The 15,108-nt window shown below is 64.7% G+C and carries 11 protein-coding genes; 7 read left to right on the forward strand and 4 right to left on the reverse strand.

Annotation, left to right across the window (positions count from 1 at the left end; translation table 11 throughout):
* Positions 1-5: 5 nt before the first annotated feature.
* From A0W70_RS06005 to A0W70_RS06020, 4 genes are all read left to right on the forward strand, one after another.
* Positions 6-1,403, forward strand: a complete 1,398-nt coding sequence (locus A0W70_RS06005) for an O-antigen ligase family protein (protein ID WP_139150742.1) — start codon at positions 6-8, stop codon at positions 1,401-1,403.
* A complete protein-coding gene (locus A0W70_RS06010; protein ID WP_083330801.1) occupies positions 1,393-2,712 on the forward strand; it encodes a glycosyltransferase in 1,320 nt (439 codons plus the stop codon). Before A0W70_RS06005 ends, A0W70_RS06010 begins: the two co-directional genes overlap by 11 nt.
* Positions 2,709-3,860: a glycosyltransferase gene (locus A0W70_RS06015; RefSeq protein WP_070988388.1), complete on the forward strand. Its 1,152-nt coding sequence runs from the start codon at positions 2,709-2,711 to the stop codon at positions 3,858-3,860. Before A0W70_RS06010 ends, A0W70_RS06015 begins: the two co-directional genes overlap by 4 nt.
* A gap of 217 nt (positions 3,861-4,077) precedes the next feature.
* A complete protein-coding gene (locus A0W70_RS06020; protein WP_067561422.1) occupies positions 4,078-4,707 on the forward strand; it encodes an acyltransferase in 630 nt (209 codons plus the stop codon).
* Between the two features lie 22 nt (positions 4,708-4,729).
* Here the strand turns inward: A0W70_RS06020 and A0W70_RS06025 are convergent, their stop codons facing one another.
* Entirely contained in the window at positions 4,730-6,667 is a 1,938-nt protein-coding gene (locus A0W70_RS06025) for an XrtA/PEP-CTERM system amidotransferase (RefSeq protein WP_067561423.1), read from the reverse strand.
* Between the two features lie 339 nt (positions 6,668-7,006).
* Here A0W70_RS06025 and A0W70_RS06030 point away from each other — a divergent pair, with 339 nt between their 5' ends.
* On the forward strand, positions 7,007-8,011 hold the full coding sequence (locus tag A0W70_RS06030; RefSeq protein WP_067561424.1) for a hypothetical protein: 1,005 nt from the start codon (positions 7,007-7,009) through the stop codon (positions 8,009-8,011).
* Between the two features lie 278 nt (positions 8,012-8,289).
* On the opposite strand, the gene A0W70_RS06035 is transcribed toward A0W70_RS06030, so the two are convergent.
* Both A0W70_RS06035 and A0W70_RS06040 read right to left on the reverse strand, forming a co-directional pair.
* Complete coding sequence (locus A0W70_RS06035; protein ID WP_067561425.1) at positions 8,290-9,309, reverse strand: glycosyltransferase; 1,020 nt, start codon at positions 9,307-9,309, stop codon at positions 8,290-8,292.
* A gap of 49 nt (positions 9,310-9,358) precedes the next feature.
* The gene (locus A0W70_RS06040; protein WP_067561430.1) at positions 9,359-10,819 is read right to left on the reverse strand and encodes a mannose-1-phosphate guanylyltransferase/mannose-6-phosphate isomerase; all 1,461 of its coding nucleotides are present in this window, start codon (positions 10,817-10,819) and stop codon (positions 9,359-9,361) included.
* A 1,074-nt stretch (positions 10,820-11,893) separates the two neighbouring features.
* Between A0W70_RS06040 and A0W70_RS06045 the strand changes: the two genes are divergently transcribed.
* Both A0W70_RS06045 and A0W70_RS06050 read left to right on the forward strand, forming a co-directional pair.
* Positions 11,894-13,486 carry a phytoene desaturase family protein gene (locus tag A0W70_RS06045; RefSeq protein WP_067561433.1) on the forward strand — a complete coding sequence of 531 codons (1,593 nt, stop codon included), beginning with the start codon at positions 11,894-11,896 and terminating at the stop codon, positions 13,484-13,486.
* A gap of 44 nt (positions 13,487-13,530) precedes the next feature.
* Entirely contained in the window at positions 13,531-14,298 is a 768-nt protein-coding gene (locus A0W70_RS06050; RefSeq protein ID WP_067561434.1) for a dimethylarginine dimethylaminohydrolase family protein, read from the forward strand.
* A gap of 84 nt (positions 14,299-14,382) precedes the next feature.
* On the opposite strand, the gene A0W70_RS06055 is transcribed toward A0W70_RS06050, so the two are convergent.
* Positions 14,383-15,099, reverse strand: a complete 717-nt coding sequence (locus tag A0W70_RS06055) for an ABC transporter permease (protein WP_067561437.1) — start codon at positions 15,097-15,099, stop codon at positions 14,383-14,385.
* Positions 15,100-15,108: the final 9 nt, after the last annotated feature.

The following is a 15,108-nucleotide window of genomic DNA, read 5'->3' on the forward strand; positions in this document are numbered from 1 at the left end:
AACCCGTGGATCGTGAACCCCTGCATCCAGCCGTCTGGCCCGGCGCCCTGCTGATACTGATCGGCGTTGGACGGCTGCCCGAACTGGTTCCGTTTCTCGCCTCCATGCATCTTGGCAAGATCGCCGTGATCTGGGCCGCGGCCGCAATCGCGTTGGGTCCGCGCGAGGTGGGCAACCCCCGGGTTTTCGACCAGCGTCTGGCGAAACTGCTGGCCGTGTGGTTCGTGTTCGCGGCCGTCAGCGTGCTCTGGTCCGTGTGGCGCAGTTACAGCCTGGGCTTCCTGTTGGGTGGCCTGCTCATCAACATGATCCTGTTCTTTATCATCGCGAGGACCCTTGCGAACACCCGTACGCTGCGTTTCTACGTCGCGGTCCTGCTGATCGCCACCGGCCTGCTCAGCGTCAATGCCGTACTCGCCGCGGCCAGTGCCGAGACTACGCGCATCTCCGTAAGCGCCGCCTACGATCCGAACGATCTTGCGATGGTGCTTGTCATGCTGCTGCCTCTGGCGGTGGCCGTGCTGTTTGCGATCAATGGCGTTGGGCGTGTCGTCCTGCTCCTGCTTTGCGGGAGCATGCTCGTCGGGATACTGCTCACCGGCTCGCGCGGCGGTTTTCTTGGCCTGATCGTGGTCGGGGGATATCTGTTCTTTGCCCGCCTGCCGCGGTCGGATGGTGGCCTCGGTGCGCGCTTCTCACCGGGGAAACTCGCTGCGGCGGCTTTGGGCGTTACCGTTCTGCTGGTGTCGGTGCCGGCGACCGTCTGGGACCGCATTGGCACCATGGGCGCGCTCGAGGCGGACTACAACCTGACCGAATCGAGCGGGCGGGTCGCGATCTGGGGGCGCGGCCTGGACGCCATGGCCGCGCGGCCGTGGGGGTACGGGATCAAGGCATTCGAAGCGGTCGAGGGTAGGCAGGGCGGTCGTTACAAGGCGGCGCACAACCTCTGGATCGAGCTCGGCGTCGAGCTGGGCGTGCAGGGGTGGGTAGTGATGATCCTTATCCTGGCGACTGCGTTCGGCATCGCGCGCCAGGTCCGGCTGCAGCCACCACGGGCACCGCCCGATCACTGGGCGTTGCCGGTGGCATTGGGCCTGCGCGGTGCGCTGCTCGGTTATCTGGTGACCGGCTTCTTCCTCTCGGCTGCCTACGCGGGCGTGCTCTTCGCGGTGCTTGGCGTGTTCGCCGGGTTGCAGAGCCTTGTGCTTGCCCCTTCCTCTCGGGCGGAGCCGCACATCGAAGACGAACCGGGATCGCGCGCGATAGCCCGGACCAAAGGTGGACCGCGGCAGCCACGCCCACAGGCGCCGGTCGGCGGCTGGCGGCCGATCTCGGGTCGACGCGGGCGTAGCTCTGCTACCGCCACCGCGCGGCAGTCGCGGGTGCGCCATGAAAAATGAACCGCACGCGTTTGGCGAAGCCGTGGCGCCGATTGATCCCGCTGGATCCGGGGCGCCGGCGCGGCGCGTTCTCATGCTCTGCTACTATTTCCCGCCGCTGCAGACGGCGGCGGTAGCACGCAGCGTGGGATTCGCTCGGCACCTGCCGGCTCATGGCTGGCGCCCGACCGTGCTGACGGTGGGGGAATCGTATGACTCCTGGGGCGTAGCGGGGCGAGGCGCACCGATACCCGACGGTATTGCCATCGAGCGCTGCCCGGAATTCAACCTTGACCGTCCAGTGGCGCTCGCCGATGGCGCCCTCTCGCGTATTGCCGGCTGGCTGCGTGGCCGGCCGGTGGCCGGGCACTGGTGCCGCGAACTGTTGACCGTGCCTGACCCCCAGATCGGTTGGCGGGCGCGGCGAAGGGGAGCGGAACTCGCTATTGCACATGACTGCGTCTACGTCAGCTGCTCGCCGTTTTCCGGTGTGCCGATTGCGCTGGACATTCGCCGCCGCAGCGGTCGGCCACTGATTATCGATTTCCGCGACGCCTGGAGCCTGAACCCGCACGCCGCGTGGACCTCGTCGTTGTACAAGCGGCGAATCGAGCGCCTGGAGCGGCGCGCCATCACCGAGGCCGAGCGGATTATCCTGAATACGCCCGGCGCGTTGCGGCTCTATCAGCGCGCGTACCCGGAATACGCGGATCGTTTCGTCTGCATCCCCAACGGCTACGATGCACTGCACACGGCCTACCCGCGTACGGCCGGCGACCCCTTTACGATCATGCATGTCGGCACACTGTATGGCGCGCGCAGCCCCGAGCGCGTTCTGCAGGCGCTGGCAGCTCTTGATCTGCCGGACACACGCTTCGTTCAGGTGGGGCCGAGTCATCCAGCGCTTGAGAAATGGCGCGACCGGGTTGCGATCGAAGTAACCGGCCAACTCGCACCCGAAGAGGCACTGAAACGGATGCGTTCGGCCTCGGTGCTGTACCTGCGCCAGGGGTTCGAGGAGGGCGTCCGGGATTATGTCGCCATTGCCGCCAAGACCTATGAATACCTGGCGACGGGACTGCCCGTACTGGCCGAGTGTCCGCCCGGCGACAACGCCGAAATCGTCAGCCGCCATGCACCGGGCGCGCGGGTGGTCACCGAACCGGATGACAACGCCGTCAACGCGGCGCTCGAGGCCCTCTGGCGGGAGCGCGATGTTCGAGTCCCGGAGGTCGATCCGGCCTTTGTGCGCGACTTCGATCGCGGGTATCTGACAGGCCGTCTTGGCGATGTCCTTGCGGCCGCCTGTGGTCATGCGGTCACCCGATGAGTTCACCACCGCGCCTGCTCGAAGTCCTTTTCAGTTTCGATCGCGGGGGCTCGGAGCGCATTGGTGCCGTGATCGCGAAGGCACTGGCAGCCCGTGGCTGGTGCGTGGACCTCGCGGCCACCCATGCCGCCGATGGCCCGATACGCGAGCTGCTGGCCGGTACCGGAGTCACCTGTCATGGACTCGATATCGAGCGACACGGACGTTTGGCCCGCCGCTGGGCGATCTTTCGGCTCTGTCGCCGCCTCCGCCCCGATGTCCTGCACGTCCAGCATATACCGATGTTCCTGTTGTGCTACTGGCCGGCCAGATTGGCCGGGGTGCGGCGATTCGTAGTGACCGAACACACGGATTACCAGTTGCGTACGGAACCGCGGGTCCGGCGGCGGCTGTCCCGCTGTGCACATCGCGCGGAACGGATCACCGTGATCCACCACGGGCTGGCACGCTATTTCATCGAGGACCTTGGTATCGCTGCCGAACGCGTTCGGGTGATCGTCAACGGCATCGATAGCGAGTATTTCGCCCCGGCTGCGCCTGATTCGAGGTTGCGGTCCATTATGGGAGCGGACGCGGATTCGGTTCTGGTCGGCTGTGTAGCGCGGCTGCACCCGGACAAGGACCACGTGACCCTGTTGCGGGCCTTTGCAGGAATGATCGAAACCCATCCGGACAGCCGCGCTCAGCTCGCGCTGGTCGGTGATGGCAGCGAGCGTCTGGCAATCGAAACGCTTATCCGCGACCTTGGTCTGGATGACCGGGTACGCCTGCTTGGCGACCGCAATGATATTGCTCAGCTGATGCCGCAATTCGATCTGCTCGTGCTGGCATCGCGGACGGAAGGACTGCCGATGGTGCTGCTTGAGGCGATGGCTTGCGGGGTACCCTGCGTTGCGACCGCCGTCGGTGGTATACCCGATCTGCTGGCCGAGGGCGGCGGCGAACTCGTCGAACCGGGGGATGTGTCCGGATTGTCCGCCGCGCTTGCGCGCATCTGCGCTGATCAGCGTCTGCGTGGCCACCTGGGTGGCGTTGCGCGCGAACGCGTGCTGACTGGATATCGCGACCGCGACATGGTTGATGCGTACGCCGAGACGTTGGCGCCGGAATCGGGTGGCGTGCCCTTGGGCAGGGCGGTGCGACAGTAGCCGGCCACGAGCCCGTTTACCTCGGCTGCTATTGCTTATCACGCCAGACGTGCTATTAGACAGACAGAATGGCAGACCCCGCGGGAATGACACATGCCCGATAATGGGGCATAAGGATGCCGGTGCCGTGCGGGCCGGGCCGCAGGGAATAGTTGAACCGGGGCCGTGCGGACCGGGCTGCAGGGAACAGTTGAAGTCGAAGGAAGGGGGAGTCCTGATGCGATCGTTGCTGCGCAGCGCCCTGTATGCCGTCGCCTGGATGATCGCGGCGCCGGTCAGTCTGCCGATCCGCCTGCTCGGCCCTCTGGATCGCAGGGATGAGTGGTTCTGTTTTGGGTCCCAGCTGTTCGCGCTGATGCCGGGGTTGCCGGGTGTGTATCTCCGTCGCGCCTATTACGACACGGTACTGCCCGGCGGCGCCCCCAACCTGTACACCGGCTTCGGTACGACCTTCGCGCAGCGCGACATCACTATCGGGCGCGATGTGTACATCGGCAGTCACTGCAATATCGGCCTTTCCGAGATCGGTGATGATGTGCTGATCGGTAGCCATGTCGATGTGATCAGTGGCCCACGCGTGCACTACATCGACCGCCTCGACATCCCCATTCGCGAGCAGGGCGGCGAACTCGAGAAGACGATCATCGGTCCCTGCTCGTGGCTCGCCAACGGGGCGATCGTGATGGCTTCCGTGGGGGAGGGTGCAGTGATCGGCGCCGGCGCGGTCGTGGTGCGACCCTGTCAGTCACTCGGTGTTTATGTCGGTAACCCCGCCCGTCTGGTGCGCGAACGGGGCGAGCCGCCGATTTCCCGTACGGTGGAGCAGCGCGGGCGCGCCGTAGCCTGATTTGATGTAGCGGCGGCCCCTGTCAGGTCGCACTCGCCAAAGGGATCGCCGTCGTATCAGTCGCCATGGGCATCGCTTCCAGGCCCCGGAGGCTGCCGTCCAACATCAACAGCGCCCATAACAGGGTCGAGTGATCGGCCTCCCTGGCCATATGGGCGCGCACGAGCTCGGCAACGCCCTCTGCCTGGATCAGCCCCGATCCGAGCAGGACTTCGCTCTCCGCCAGCGCCTCCGCGCGCGTGCGCAGAGCGCCGCGGAACCAGTCGGCCAACGGGATCGATAACCCCATCTTGCGCCGGTAGAGGATTTCCTTCGGCAGGCGCCGCTCAGCCGCCTTTTTGAGCACGTACTTGCCCTCGCCGCGGTGCAGCTTGAGTGATGCGGGCAGGGTGGCGGCCCACTCCAGCAGCTTGTGGTCCAGCAATGGAACCCGCACTTCCAGCGAGTTGGCCATGCTCGCGCGGTCGACCTTGGTCAGGATGTCACCCGGCAGGTACAGCTGGAAGTCGATGAATTGCGCCAGTGCCAGCGGATCGTCCGTGTCCGCGCGCCGGGCGTGGTCGGCGACCACGGTATCGGCCCGATAGCCGGCCAATTCACGTTTCAGTGCAGGCGAAAACAGGGTGTCGCGCTGGCGCGCCGTCGTGATCATCGTACTTGCCGCGTAACCGGCGTGACCGCCGTCCGCGATCCGTTGCCACCCCCGCGCCCAGCTTGCGCGCCGGCCCGACCCATCGGCGTCGCCGATGGCGTTCGCGATGGCACCGAACACGGGCCCGCGCAGCGGCGCGGGCAGCCACCGGCGTACCCGTTCACGGGCGGCATGGCCCGCATACCAGCCGTAACCGGCGAAGGCCTCATCACCGCCGTCGCCGGAAAGCGCCACGGTCACCGAGCGGCGCGCAATCTCGCACAGTCGTGTCGTCGGCAGCGCCGAGGAGTCGGCGAAAGGTTCATCATATAGGCTGGGCAGACGATCGATCCGGTCGAGATCGTCGATGTCCACGGATTCGACCCGGTGTTCGGCGCCGATGAGATCCGCGACCTGTTGCGCGTGCGCCGATTCGTCGAATGCCGGGTCACCGAAACGGATCGAGCAGGTATGCACCGGTTGCTCGCTGTGCCGGGCCATCGCCGCCACGACGCTTGACGAGTCGACTCCGCCGGACAGAAAGGCCCCCAGGGGCACGTCCGCAATCATGTGCGCGCCCACGCTTGCGTCGAGCCGTTCCTGGAGCATGTTGACGGCCGTGGTCTCGGCACTCGGCCCATTGTCGCTGAAATGCAGATCCCAGTAGCGTCGCGGTTCCCCGCGACCGTCCGGTCCAAGCAACAGGGTATGGCCCGGGGGCAGCTTGCGCGCATCGCGCAACAGTGTGCGCGGGTCCGGAATGAACCCGAAAGCGAGATAGTCTTCGAAAGCGCGCGGATCAAGATCGCGCGTCATCTCGGGATGCGCGAGCAGCGCCTTGAGCTCGGAGCCGAACACCATTCGGCCCGAGGGCAATCGGGCGTAATGCAGGGGTTTGATACCGACCCGGTCACGGGCGAGAAAGAGTACCTGTTGTCGGCGGTCCCACAGGGCGAAGGCGAACATCCCCTGCAATCGCTGCACGCACGCCGGACCCCATTCTTCCCACCCGTGCACCAGTACCTCGGTGTCGCTGTCAGTGGCGAACACATGGCCGCGCGCGGTCAACTCGCGTGTGAGTTCACGGTAGTTGTAGATCTCACCGTTGAACACGACGACGACCGAACCGTCCTCATTGAATAACGGCTGATGCCCCCGGTCGACATCAATGATCGCCAGACGCCGATGACCCAGACCGATCCCCGAATCGAGGAACAGGCCCTCGCCGTCTGGCCCGCGATGCACGAGTGCATCGTTCATGCGTTGCAAATCCATCCGTGCCGGTCTCGCGCCGGTTACCGGGTCCAGAATACCGACGATGCCGCACATGCCTCACTCCCCAACGCCGTCGTTGTGTGGCCCGTCGGGCCCACGGGACAACGGGCGATCTACCGGAATGTAGATCACGGTGGGCGTCCGTGCCATGCGTGGCCGTGTTGGAATCTGGCAGTGGAAATCGGTGAGGCGTGGGCTATGCTTAGTCCGACCGAGCCTGATGCGGCGGATTCGTGACTTCGGTCTGCGCAGGATTCGTGGCTGCGGTTGGTCGTGCCGGCTTTGACGCCACCAGGCCCGGCCTTCAGGCGGCGCATGCAGTCTGCAGCCGCTGGATGATCGAAGCCCTCGAAAGGGTGCGATCGCTGCTGGACATGACAACGGCGGGGTGCCATGGAATACCGGAGTATTGCCGAACTCAACGATCGAGTCGTGGACTGGATCGGTGTATTACCGCGGGATCTTGATCTGATCGTAGGGATCCCGCGCAGTGGCATGCTGCCGGCGAACCTGCTCGCGCTGCATCTCCATTTGCCGTTCACCGATGTGGAGGGCTTGTGTTCCGGGCGGATCATGGCCTCCGGCCAGCGCGGCGTACCGTACCCGGATCCAGAACGGCCACTCAATGTGCTGGTCGTGGATGACAGTGTCTGTTCCGGCATATCCATGGACCGCGTGCGTGCTACGGTGACCAACGCCGGCTTACCGCACCGGATTCGTTACGGCGCCGTGTTCGTGACCCCGGAGGCGGTCCGTGAGGGCAAGGTCGAACTGTTCGCCGAGGCGGTACCGATGCCACGGGCGTTCGAGTGGAATATCCTTCATACACGGCAACTGGACCGGTTCTGTATCGATTTCGACACGGTGATCCTTGGAGGTCCGGCGGATACCGGAGCAGATTCCACTGTCGGCGACAACGCCTTCCGGGCGTACGTCGAACCCTGGTTTCTGCCACGGCACCGGGTCGGCTGGCTTGTGACCCGCCAACCCGATACAAGGCGTGAGGAAGCCTTGGCCTGGCTTGCACGGCAGGGCGTCGAGTGCGAGGAATTGATCATGCCGATGGGGCCGAGGGACCTCCGGTCCCCAGTGGCTTTCAAGGCGCGCATCTACCGTGAGACCGGCGCAGAGCTGTTCATTGAGGGTGATCCGGATCATGCTTCGGCGATCGCCGAGCAGACCGGTAAGCCGGTGTTCTGTTTCGCGACCCGCGCGATGATCTATCCGGGTGACTTCCCGAGGTACCGGCATATTCCGGTGCGCGCGCCACACCGTATCGAACTGGCGTTCAAATGGCTTGTCAGGCTGCCGCTGCGGGTCGTTAATCGGCTCTACCGTCGGTTCGCAAGAGAGCCTGATTGTGCCACGACCGTTGATCCGAAAAGACCGGCGAACTGAGCCTCGCCGGCAGTCGGTTGTTGCCGTAAAGCAGACGACGCCCGGCTTGTGCGTATTGAATTGCCGGTCTGAATCAGTAGACCGACATGCGGTATCGAGGTGCTGATCTGACGAAGCGCGGAAGTCGCTGATGCCGAGCGCCCGAGCCCGCGCTTCTGCCACAGCTCACGGTCCGGGAGCAGGTCCGCGAACGCGCCGGATCCATTGAACCGGGCGCGGTGTCCCCGCGTCGGGCAAACCCCTCCAACCGGCTGGCGCGGGCCGTTGGTCGTCGCCGATCATGCCTGCAACTCGTCCTCATGTTGCAGCTGCCTGCGGAGTCGATCGAAACGCCGGTACCAGTCGGCTCGCAGGTTCTCTGCAGTGCCGCTGACCTTGCCTTTCAACTCCTCGCGCCGCTCCAGCACCTCGTTGACGCCCTTGCGAATACTCGCCGCATTTGGAGCGACGTACACCATCGTTTTGCCAAAGTAAGACCGCAATGCATGGGTATCGGAAAGAATCAGTGGCTTACCGAGCGAGAGAGCTTCGTAGGCGCCGCAGGTAAGGACGTTTTCCCCTGTGGTCAGCACCATGACGGCGTCGACATTGTCCATAAGGTCGACGTAGTCCTGTTCGTTGATAAAACCGGTTAGCACGATACCCTGCGAGCCCAGCTCTTCGACCCGGTAGGCCCATGGCGTGCCTCGATAGTCACCCGTGAAGTAGGCCGTGACATCAGTCGAGATGGCGAACGCCTCCACCAATTCCTCGATGGGTTCATCGTCCGCGTAGCTGGTGATGCACATTATGGTGCGCCCGCGCGGCTCACCGAGGCAGTCTGGGCGGCGCCGCGGCCGCGACGGTTGCAGTTGCGGAATCCGGTCCTGCAGGACGTATGCATGCCCGCCCCAATCGTGAACGACTTCCGCGAGGCCTTTGTTGGTCACGATCGTCAGATCGGCGTTGCGAACCGTCCAGCGACTGAGGGCATGGTACAGCCGCCACCTGATAGCAGGGGACGATAGTGTCTCGAGCATGAAGTTGGAATGCCGGTCGACGACCAGCGTGTAGCCCATCACCTTGCGCAGCATGCACAGAAGGCCAGTCAGTGCGATCGACGGGTTCTGACAGAAAACAAGGCGACTGCGTCTGCGCAGAATAAAAACCGCCGTGCGGGCGCTGAGCAACAGGTACCGCACCAGCGTCGGTGCTTCTCTTTCGAAACATGCATACTCCGCATCGAAGGCATCCGCGAGTTCGCGGGATCGACGATGATTCTCCCAGGTGATCCAGTGAGCGTTCGCATTGTTGGACATTGTTGATATTCCCTGTCTGCATTCTGGCATTGGCCCGCACGATGTAGCGTCAGTCGCGTTCCACGCCCGCCGTCTCCTCGGAAATCGAGGCTGTCTCCATGGATGCGACCCGTCCATACCAGTCATTAAACCGTACGATATCGTCCTCACCGAGATAGGATCCGGATTGGACTTCGATCAATTCCAGCGGTATATGACCCGGATTCTCCAGCGCGTGGATTTGCCCCAGAGGAATGAATGTCGATTGGTTTTCGGACACTAGGCAGACATCGTCACCGCTCGTCACACGAGCGGTGCCCCGTACGACCACCCAGTGTTCGGCACGGTGGTGGTGCATCTGCAGTGATAATCGCGCACCCGGGCGCACGATTATGCGCTTCACCTGGAAGCGATCGCCGCGGTCGACGCAGTCGTAACTGCCCCAGGGTCTGATAACCTGGCGATGGTCCACGTGCTCCGTGCGGCCATCGGCTTGAAGCCGGTCAACGATCTTGCGGATGTCCTGGGCTCGTTCTTTGTGGGCTATCAGCACGGCGTCGCAGGTCTCGATGACCACCAAATCCTCGACACCGAGCGTCGCCACGAGCCGATGATCCGAGTGGATGAGCGAATCACGGGTATCAAGCGCAATTACGTCGCCATTGCACACGTTGCCCGCCGCATCTCGCTCTGATACCCCCGCGAGTGCTGACCATGAACCGATGTCACTCCAGCCGGCATCCAGCGGCACCATCGCTGCTCGTCCGGTTTTCTCCATGACCGCGTGATCGATCGAGATCGCACGACAACGCGTGAACGGTTCACGTGCCACGCGCAGGAAATCCAGGTCCCGTGCCCCCGATGCTAGCGCCTCGCGGCACAGTGACAGGATCGTCGGCTCACTCGCGCCCAGCTCATCGATATAGGACGAGGCGCGGAAAAGGAACATTCCACTGTTCCAGTAATGCACGCCGCTACCAAGGTAACGCTCGGCGGCTTCCCGCTGCGGCTTTTCGATAAACTGCTTGATGATGTAACCGGCGTCGCCTACCGGCACGCCACGCTCGATATAGCCGTAGCCGGTTTCCGGTTCGGTGGGTGACACGCCGAACGTGACCAGATAGCCCGCCTCCGCGAGGGCTCGCGCTGCGGCCACCTGGGCATGAAACGTCGATGTGTCCTGGATGACGTGATCGGCGGATAGCACCAGCAGCAGAGGATCCTCACCATTTGCAGTCGCATGCAACGCAGCCAGGGCAATCGCGGGTGCGGTATTTCGTGCCAGTGGCTCGAGCAGGATTGCAGCCGCGGTGGCATCGATCTCACGCAGTTGTTCCGCGATCATGAAGCGATGCTGCTCGTTGCAGAGCACGATCGGCGGCCTGCTGGTCAGGCCTTCGAGTCGCGTGAGCGTTGCCTGAAGCATCGTTTCTTTGCCGACGAGCGGCAGAAACTGCTTGGGCTTGAGCTGGCGCGAAAGAGGCCAGAGCCGAGCGCCGTTTCCGCCAGCGAGAATAACTGGAAGTACCATCAGAGCACTCTCCCTTTTTCCGGCACCCTGCCGCGGTCGGTGCCACGCGCATGCGGGGCGCATGCCGCTGGACGGTGGGCCCGGAACGGGGGTGATGAACGTGTCGCCTGGAGTCGATATGGCGCGGTGTTCGGGCGAAACGGTGGATTATTGTGTCGCGGTGAGCATGTACCGCGAGTGATGGACCTGAAGAAATGACAGGAGGTCGTTCCGGAACGGGTAAAAGCCGAGTCCCGCTCCACTAGAGCTCCTGGTTCGAAGTCGGCAGCCGGGCGCTTGAGGCCCCGGCATCGAAACTCTCCCATCCCGCACGCTCCCTCTCGTGACATCCCCATCAGTACGGGGGCACTCAACAGGGGCGTTGCCGCGAGCCTGCCCGCGGGTCGGCGGCCCCTCAATGGAGCGTAGTTTCATTTCAGCGCGTGGGTGCAACTTTTTGCGCGCAATTCCAAAAGAATTCGAATCCACGCGCTTACTGGGTGAAGGGTTATTCCATGCGGCCGGTTTCCTGTCCGCCGCGATCGTCACGCAGCGTGGGCCGCCGGGTCCCCGGGCGTACCCGCGGACAAGCCATAACAGGCGAGGAAGCGGGCGGTGGTGACGGGAAGTCGGAGGCACCCAGGGTAATGAAGAGCCCCGCAACGCGGGTCGAGCGAAAGCGTGCCGGCCGGAGATATCGCGCGGGGGCGACACGGCCCTGCATAGAGAGTAGTGATGTCCGTGACCACGAGCGGCAACGGAGAACACGAACTTCGGTCTGACCGGCGGCAAGGAACCGGCTTACTCCCCGAGTCGAATGGCACTTGCGATGAAGTAAGTGCTATTCAAGGTACACCCCTGATCTCTCTAGAATCGACTTTGTCCAATGTTCCGTGGGCTCCGACCATCGGCGGCGTTCGATGCCGCGGGCAAGATGGCTACGCTTGAACGAGTGTTCAATTCGCAATATCTTGCGATCATCGGGCAGTACTTGCCGCAGGGCGCAACGTGAGAGGCGCGCTGCGGGATTGCCGCAGCGATCGGCCGTTCCTCGCACGCAACCGAGGCTACCCGGGCAAGAGAGCGAAGACTCCGATGGACTATGATGCAGTGGTGATCGGTGCCGGCCACAACGGCCTGACCTGCGCTTGCTATCTGGCTCGGGCCGGGCTGTATGTCCGCGTGCTCGAGAGTCACGACATCGTTGGCGGTGCGGCCGTGACCGAGGAATTCCATCCCGGCTTTCGCAATTCCACTGCCAGCTACACGGTCAGCCTGCTCAGCCCACGCGTGATCGAGGAGCTGCATCTGCACGAGCACGGGCTGCGGATCCTCGAGCGGCCCGTGGGCAATTTCCTGCCACTGGCGGACGGCGACTGTCTCTTGGCGGGTGGCGAGGCCGACACCGAGGCGCAATTCGCGCGGTTCTCCGAACGCGATGCGCGCAATCTCGTCGGCTACGAGGCCATGCTCAATCGCGTGGCGCGCGTGCTGCGCGAGATCACGACCATGACGCCGCCCAACGCCGGGGGCGGGCTGGCCGACCTGTGGCAGGCGCTGCGCCTCGCGCGGCGTCTGAACAAGCTCGACCTCGCCGCGCAGCGCGATGTGGTAGACCTGTTCACACGCTCGGCCGCGGAGATCCTCGACCAGTGGTTCGAGTCGGAGCCGGTCAAGGCGTTATTCGGCTTCGATGCCGTGATCGGCAATTTCGCCTCCCCCTATACCCCCGGTTCGGCGTATGTGCTGCTGCACCATGTCTTCGGCGAGGTGAACGGCAAGCCAGGGGCCTGGGGCCATGCGGTCGGCGGCATGGGCGCGATCACGCAGGCGCTGGCGCGCGAGGCCGAATCGCTCGGCGTCGAGATTACGACCAAGGCCCGCGTGACCCGGGTCCTCGCGCGCGATGGCACCGCCAGCGGGGTCGAGCTCGCGAACGGCGAGACCGTCACCGCCCGGCGCGTGGTCGCCAACGTCACGCCGCATCATCTGTTCCAAGATCTGGTCGACGAAGTGGAACTGCCGGAGGATTTCCGCGCGCGGGTCCAGCGCAGTCAGTACGGCTCGGCCACGCTGCGCATGAACGTCGCGTTGTCCGAACTGCCCCGCTTCACCGCACGACCGGAACCCGGGCCGCACCTGTCCGCCGGGATCGTGATCGCGCCCTCGCTCGATTACATGGATCGCGCCTGGCTGGATGCGCGTGAACACGGGATCTCGCGCGAGCCGGTGGTCGAGATGCTCATCCCCTCGACCCTCGACGACAGCCTGGCGCCCCCCGGCCGGCATGTCGCCAGCCTGTTCTGCCAGCACTTCAGCCCGGAGCCGCCGGGCGGCGAGAGCTGGGACGAGCTGCGCACGCAGGCCGCGCAAACCGCGATCGACGCCGTCGAGCGCCAGGCGCCCGGTTTCCGCGCGAGCATCGTGGGCGAACAGGTGTTCACGCCACTGGATCTGGAGCGGCGCTTCGGCCTCACCCGCGGCGACATCTTCCACGGGCGCCTGAGCCTCGATCAGTTGTTCTCGGCGCGCCCGGTACTCGGCCACGGCGATTACCGCATGCCGCTGAGCGGCCTGTACCTCTGCGGCGCCGGCGCGCATCCGGGCGGCGGTGTGACCGGCCTGCCGGGGCGCAATGCGGCGCGCGAGATCCTCAAGGATGCCGGGCGCCGTCCGCGGCCGCACTGAATGCGCTTTGCCAGCGAAACCCACCGACGGGAGTATCGGATTCAATGACCTGCATTGCATTCACACGCAGCGTGCCGCAGTCGCTCGCGCAGGCGGAGTTGACGCATCTGGAGCGAACGCCGATCGATCCGGTTCGCGCCCGGCAGCAGCACGATCAATACCGGAGCGTGATCGAGTCGCTCGGCTGCAGTCTGCGCGAACTGCCTGCCACGCCGGAGTTGGCGGACTCGGTGTTCGTTGAGGATACCGCGGTCGTGCTCGACGAGATCGCCATCATCACGCGCCCGGGTGCCGAATCCCGTCGCCCGGAGACCGCGTCCGTGGCCGAGGCCCTCGGCCCATTCCGCTCGCTCGCGTTCATCGAAGCGCCGGGGATCATGGATGGCGGTGATGTCTTGTGCCTGGGGCAACGGATCTACATTGGCCGGACGCCGCGCACCAACATCGAAGGCATTGAGCAGTTCCGGGCGATCGTCGAGCCGCTGGGCTACGCCGTGTACAGCTTGCCCGTCACCGGCTGCCTGCATCTCAAGTCCGCCGTCACGGCACTGGACGCCGCCACGCTGTTGCTCAACCCGGAATGGATCGATCGCACCGCGTTCGCGGACTACCGCTGCATCGAGGTGGATCCACAGGAACCATTCGCGGCCAATGCGCTGTGGATCGACGACCAGGTACTCTTGCCGGCCGCGGCGCCGCGCACGCGCGAGCGCGTCGAGCAGGCCGGCCTGCGTGTGATCCCGGTCGATGCGGACGAACTGGCGAAGGCGGAAGGCGGTCTGACCTGCTGCAGCCTGCTCGTGCGCGATTGAGGTCGCCGCTGGATTCCCCGCCGCCAGCCTGTCGGGCATCCGAGCGGATTTCCCCACGCGGGCGCGTAGCCCCGGTCCCTGTCGCTAGCGGGCGGTTCCACCCGCTGGCCGAACACCGGGGAAATTCCGTTCGACCGCGCGCATGCCGAGCGTGAGTACCATGGTCATCGCGATGTAGATGCCGGCGATCAGCAGCAGGGGTTCGTAGACCAGGAAGGTCTCGTCGCGAACGATGTTGGCTGCCTGAAGCAGGTCCATCACGGCGATGGTGGAGACCAGCGGCACCGACTTCAGCAACAGGATGATCTCACCCGTCAGCGTGGGCAGGCAGATCTGGATGGCGTGCGGCAGCCAGATGCGGTAGAGGATCTTGAAGCGTGACATGCCGAACGCGCGCGCGGCCTCGAGTTCGCCGCGCGGGACGCTCAACATCGCGCCCCGGATGACCTCGCCCGCGTAGGCACCGACGCTCACCGTGAACGTGAGGATGCCGTAGAAGAACGGGTCGCGCAGGATCGGCCAGATCCACATCTCGCGGATGCCCTCGATCTGCGGCAGCAGTCGCCCGACGCCGTCGTAGAAAAAGAACAACTGCAGCAGCAGCGGCGTGCCCCGTACGACCGTGGTGATGCCGCGCGCCAGCCAGGCCAGTGGGCGCGGCCCGGTGATCTGCGACAGCGCCAGCGCGATCGCCAGCGCGAAGCCGAGGATGCCGGAGACCACCAGCAGGATCATCGTATTGATGAAGCCTTCCCACAGATATTCGAGGTAAACCGGGTTGGTGAGCCAGGAGTAGTCCATGGTTCCCCC

It is taken from the genome of Halofilum ochraceum, from assembly GCF_001614315.2.
GTDB lineage: Bacteria > Pseudomonadota > Gammaproteobacteria > XJ16 > Halofilaceae > Halofilum > Halofilum ochraceum.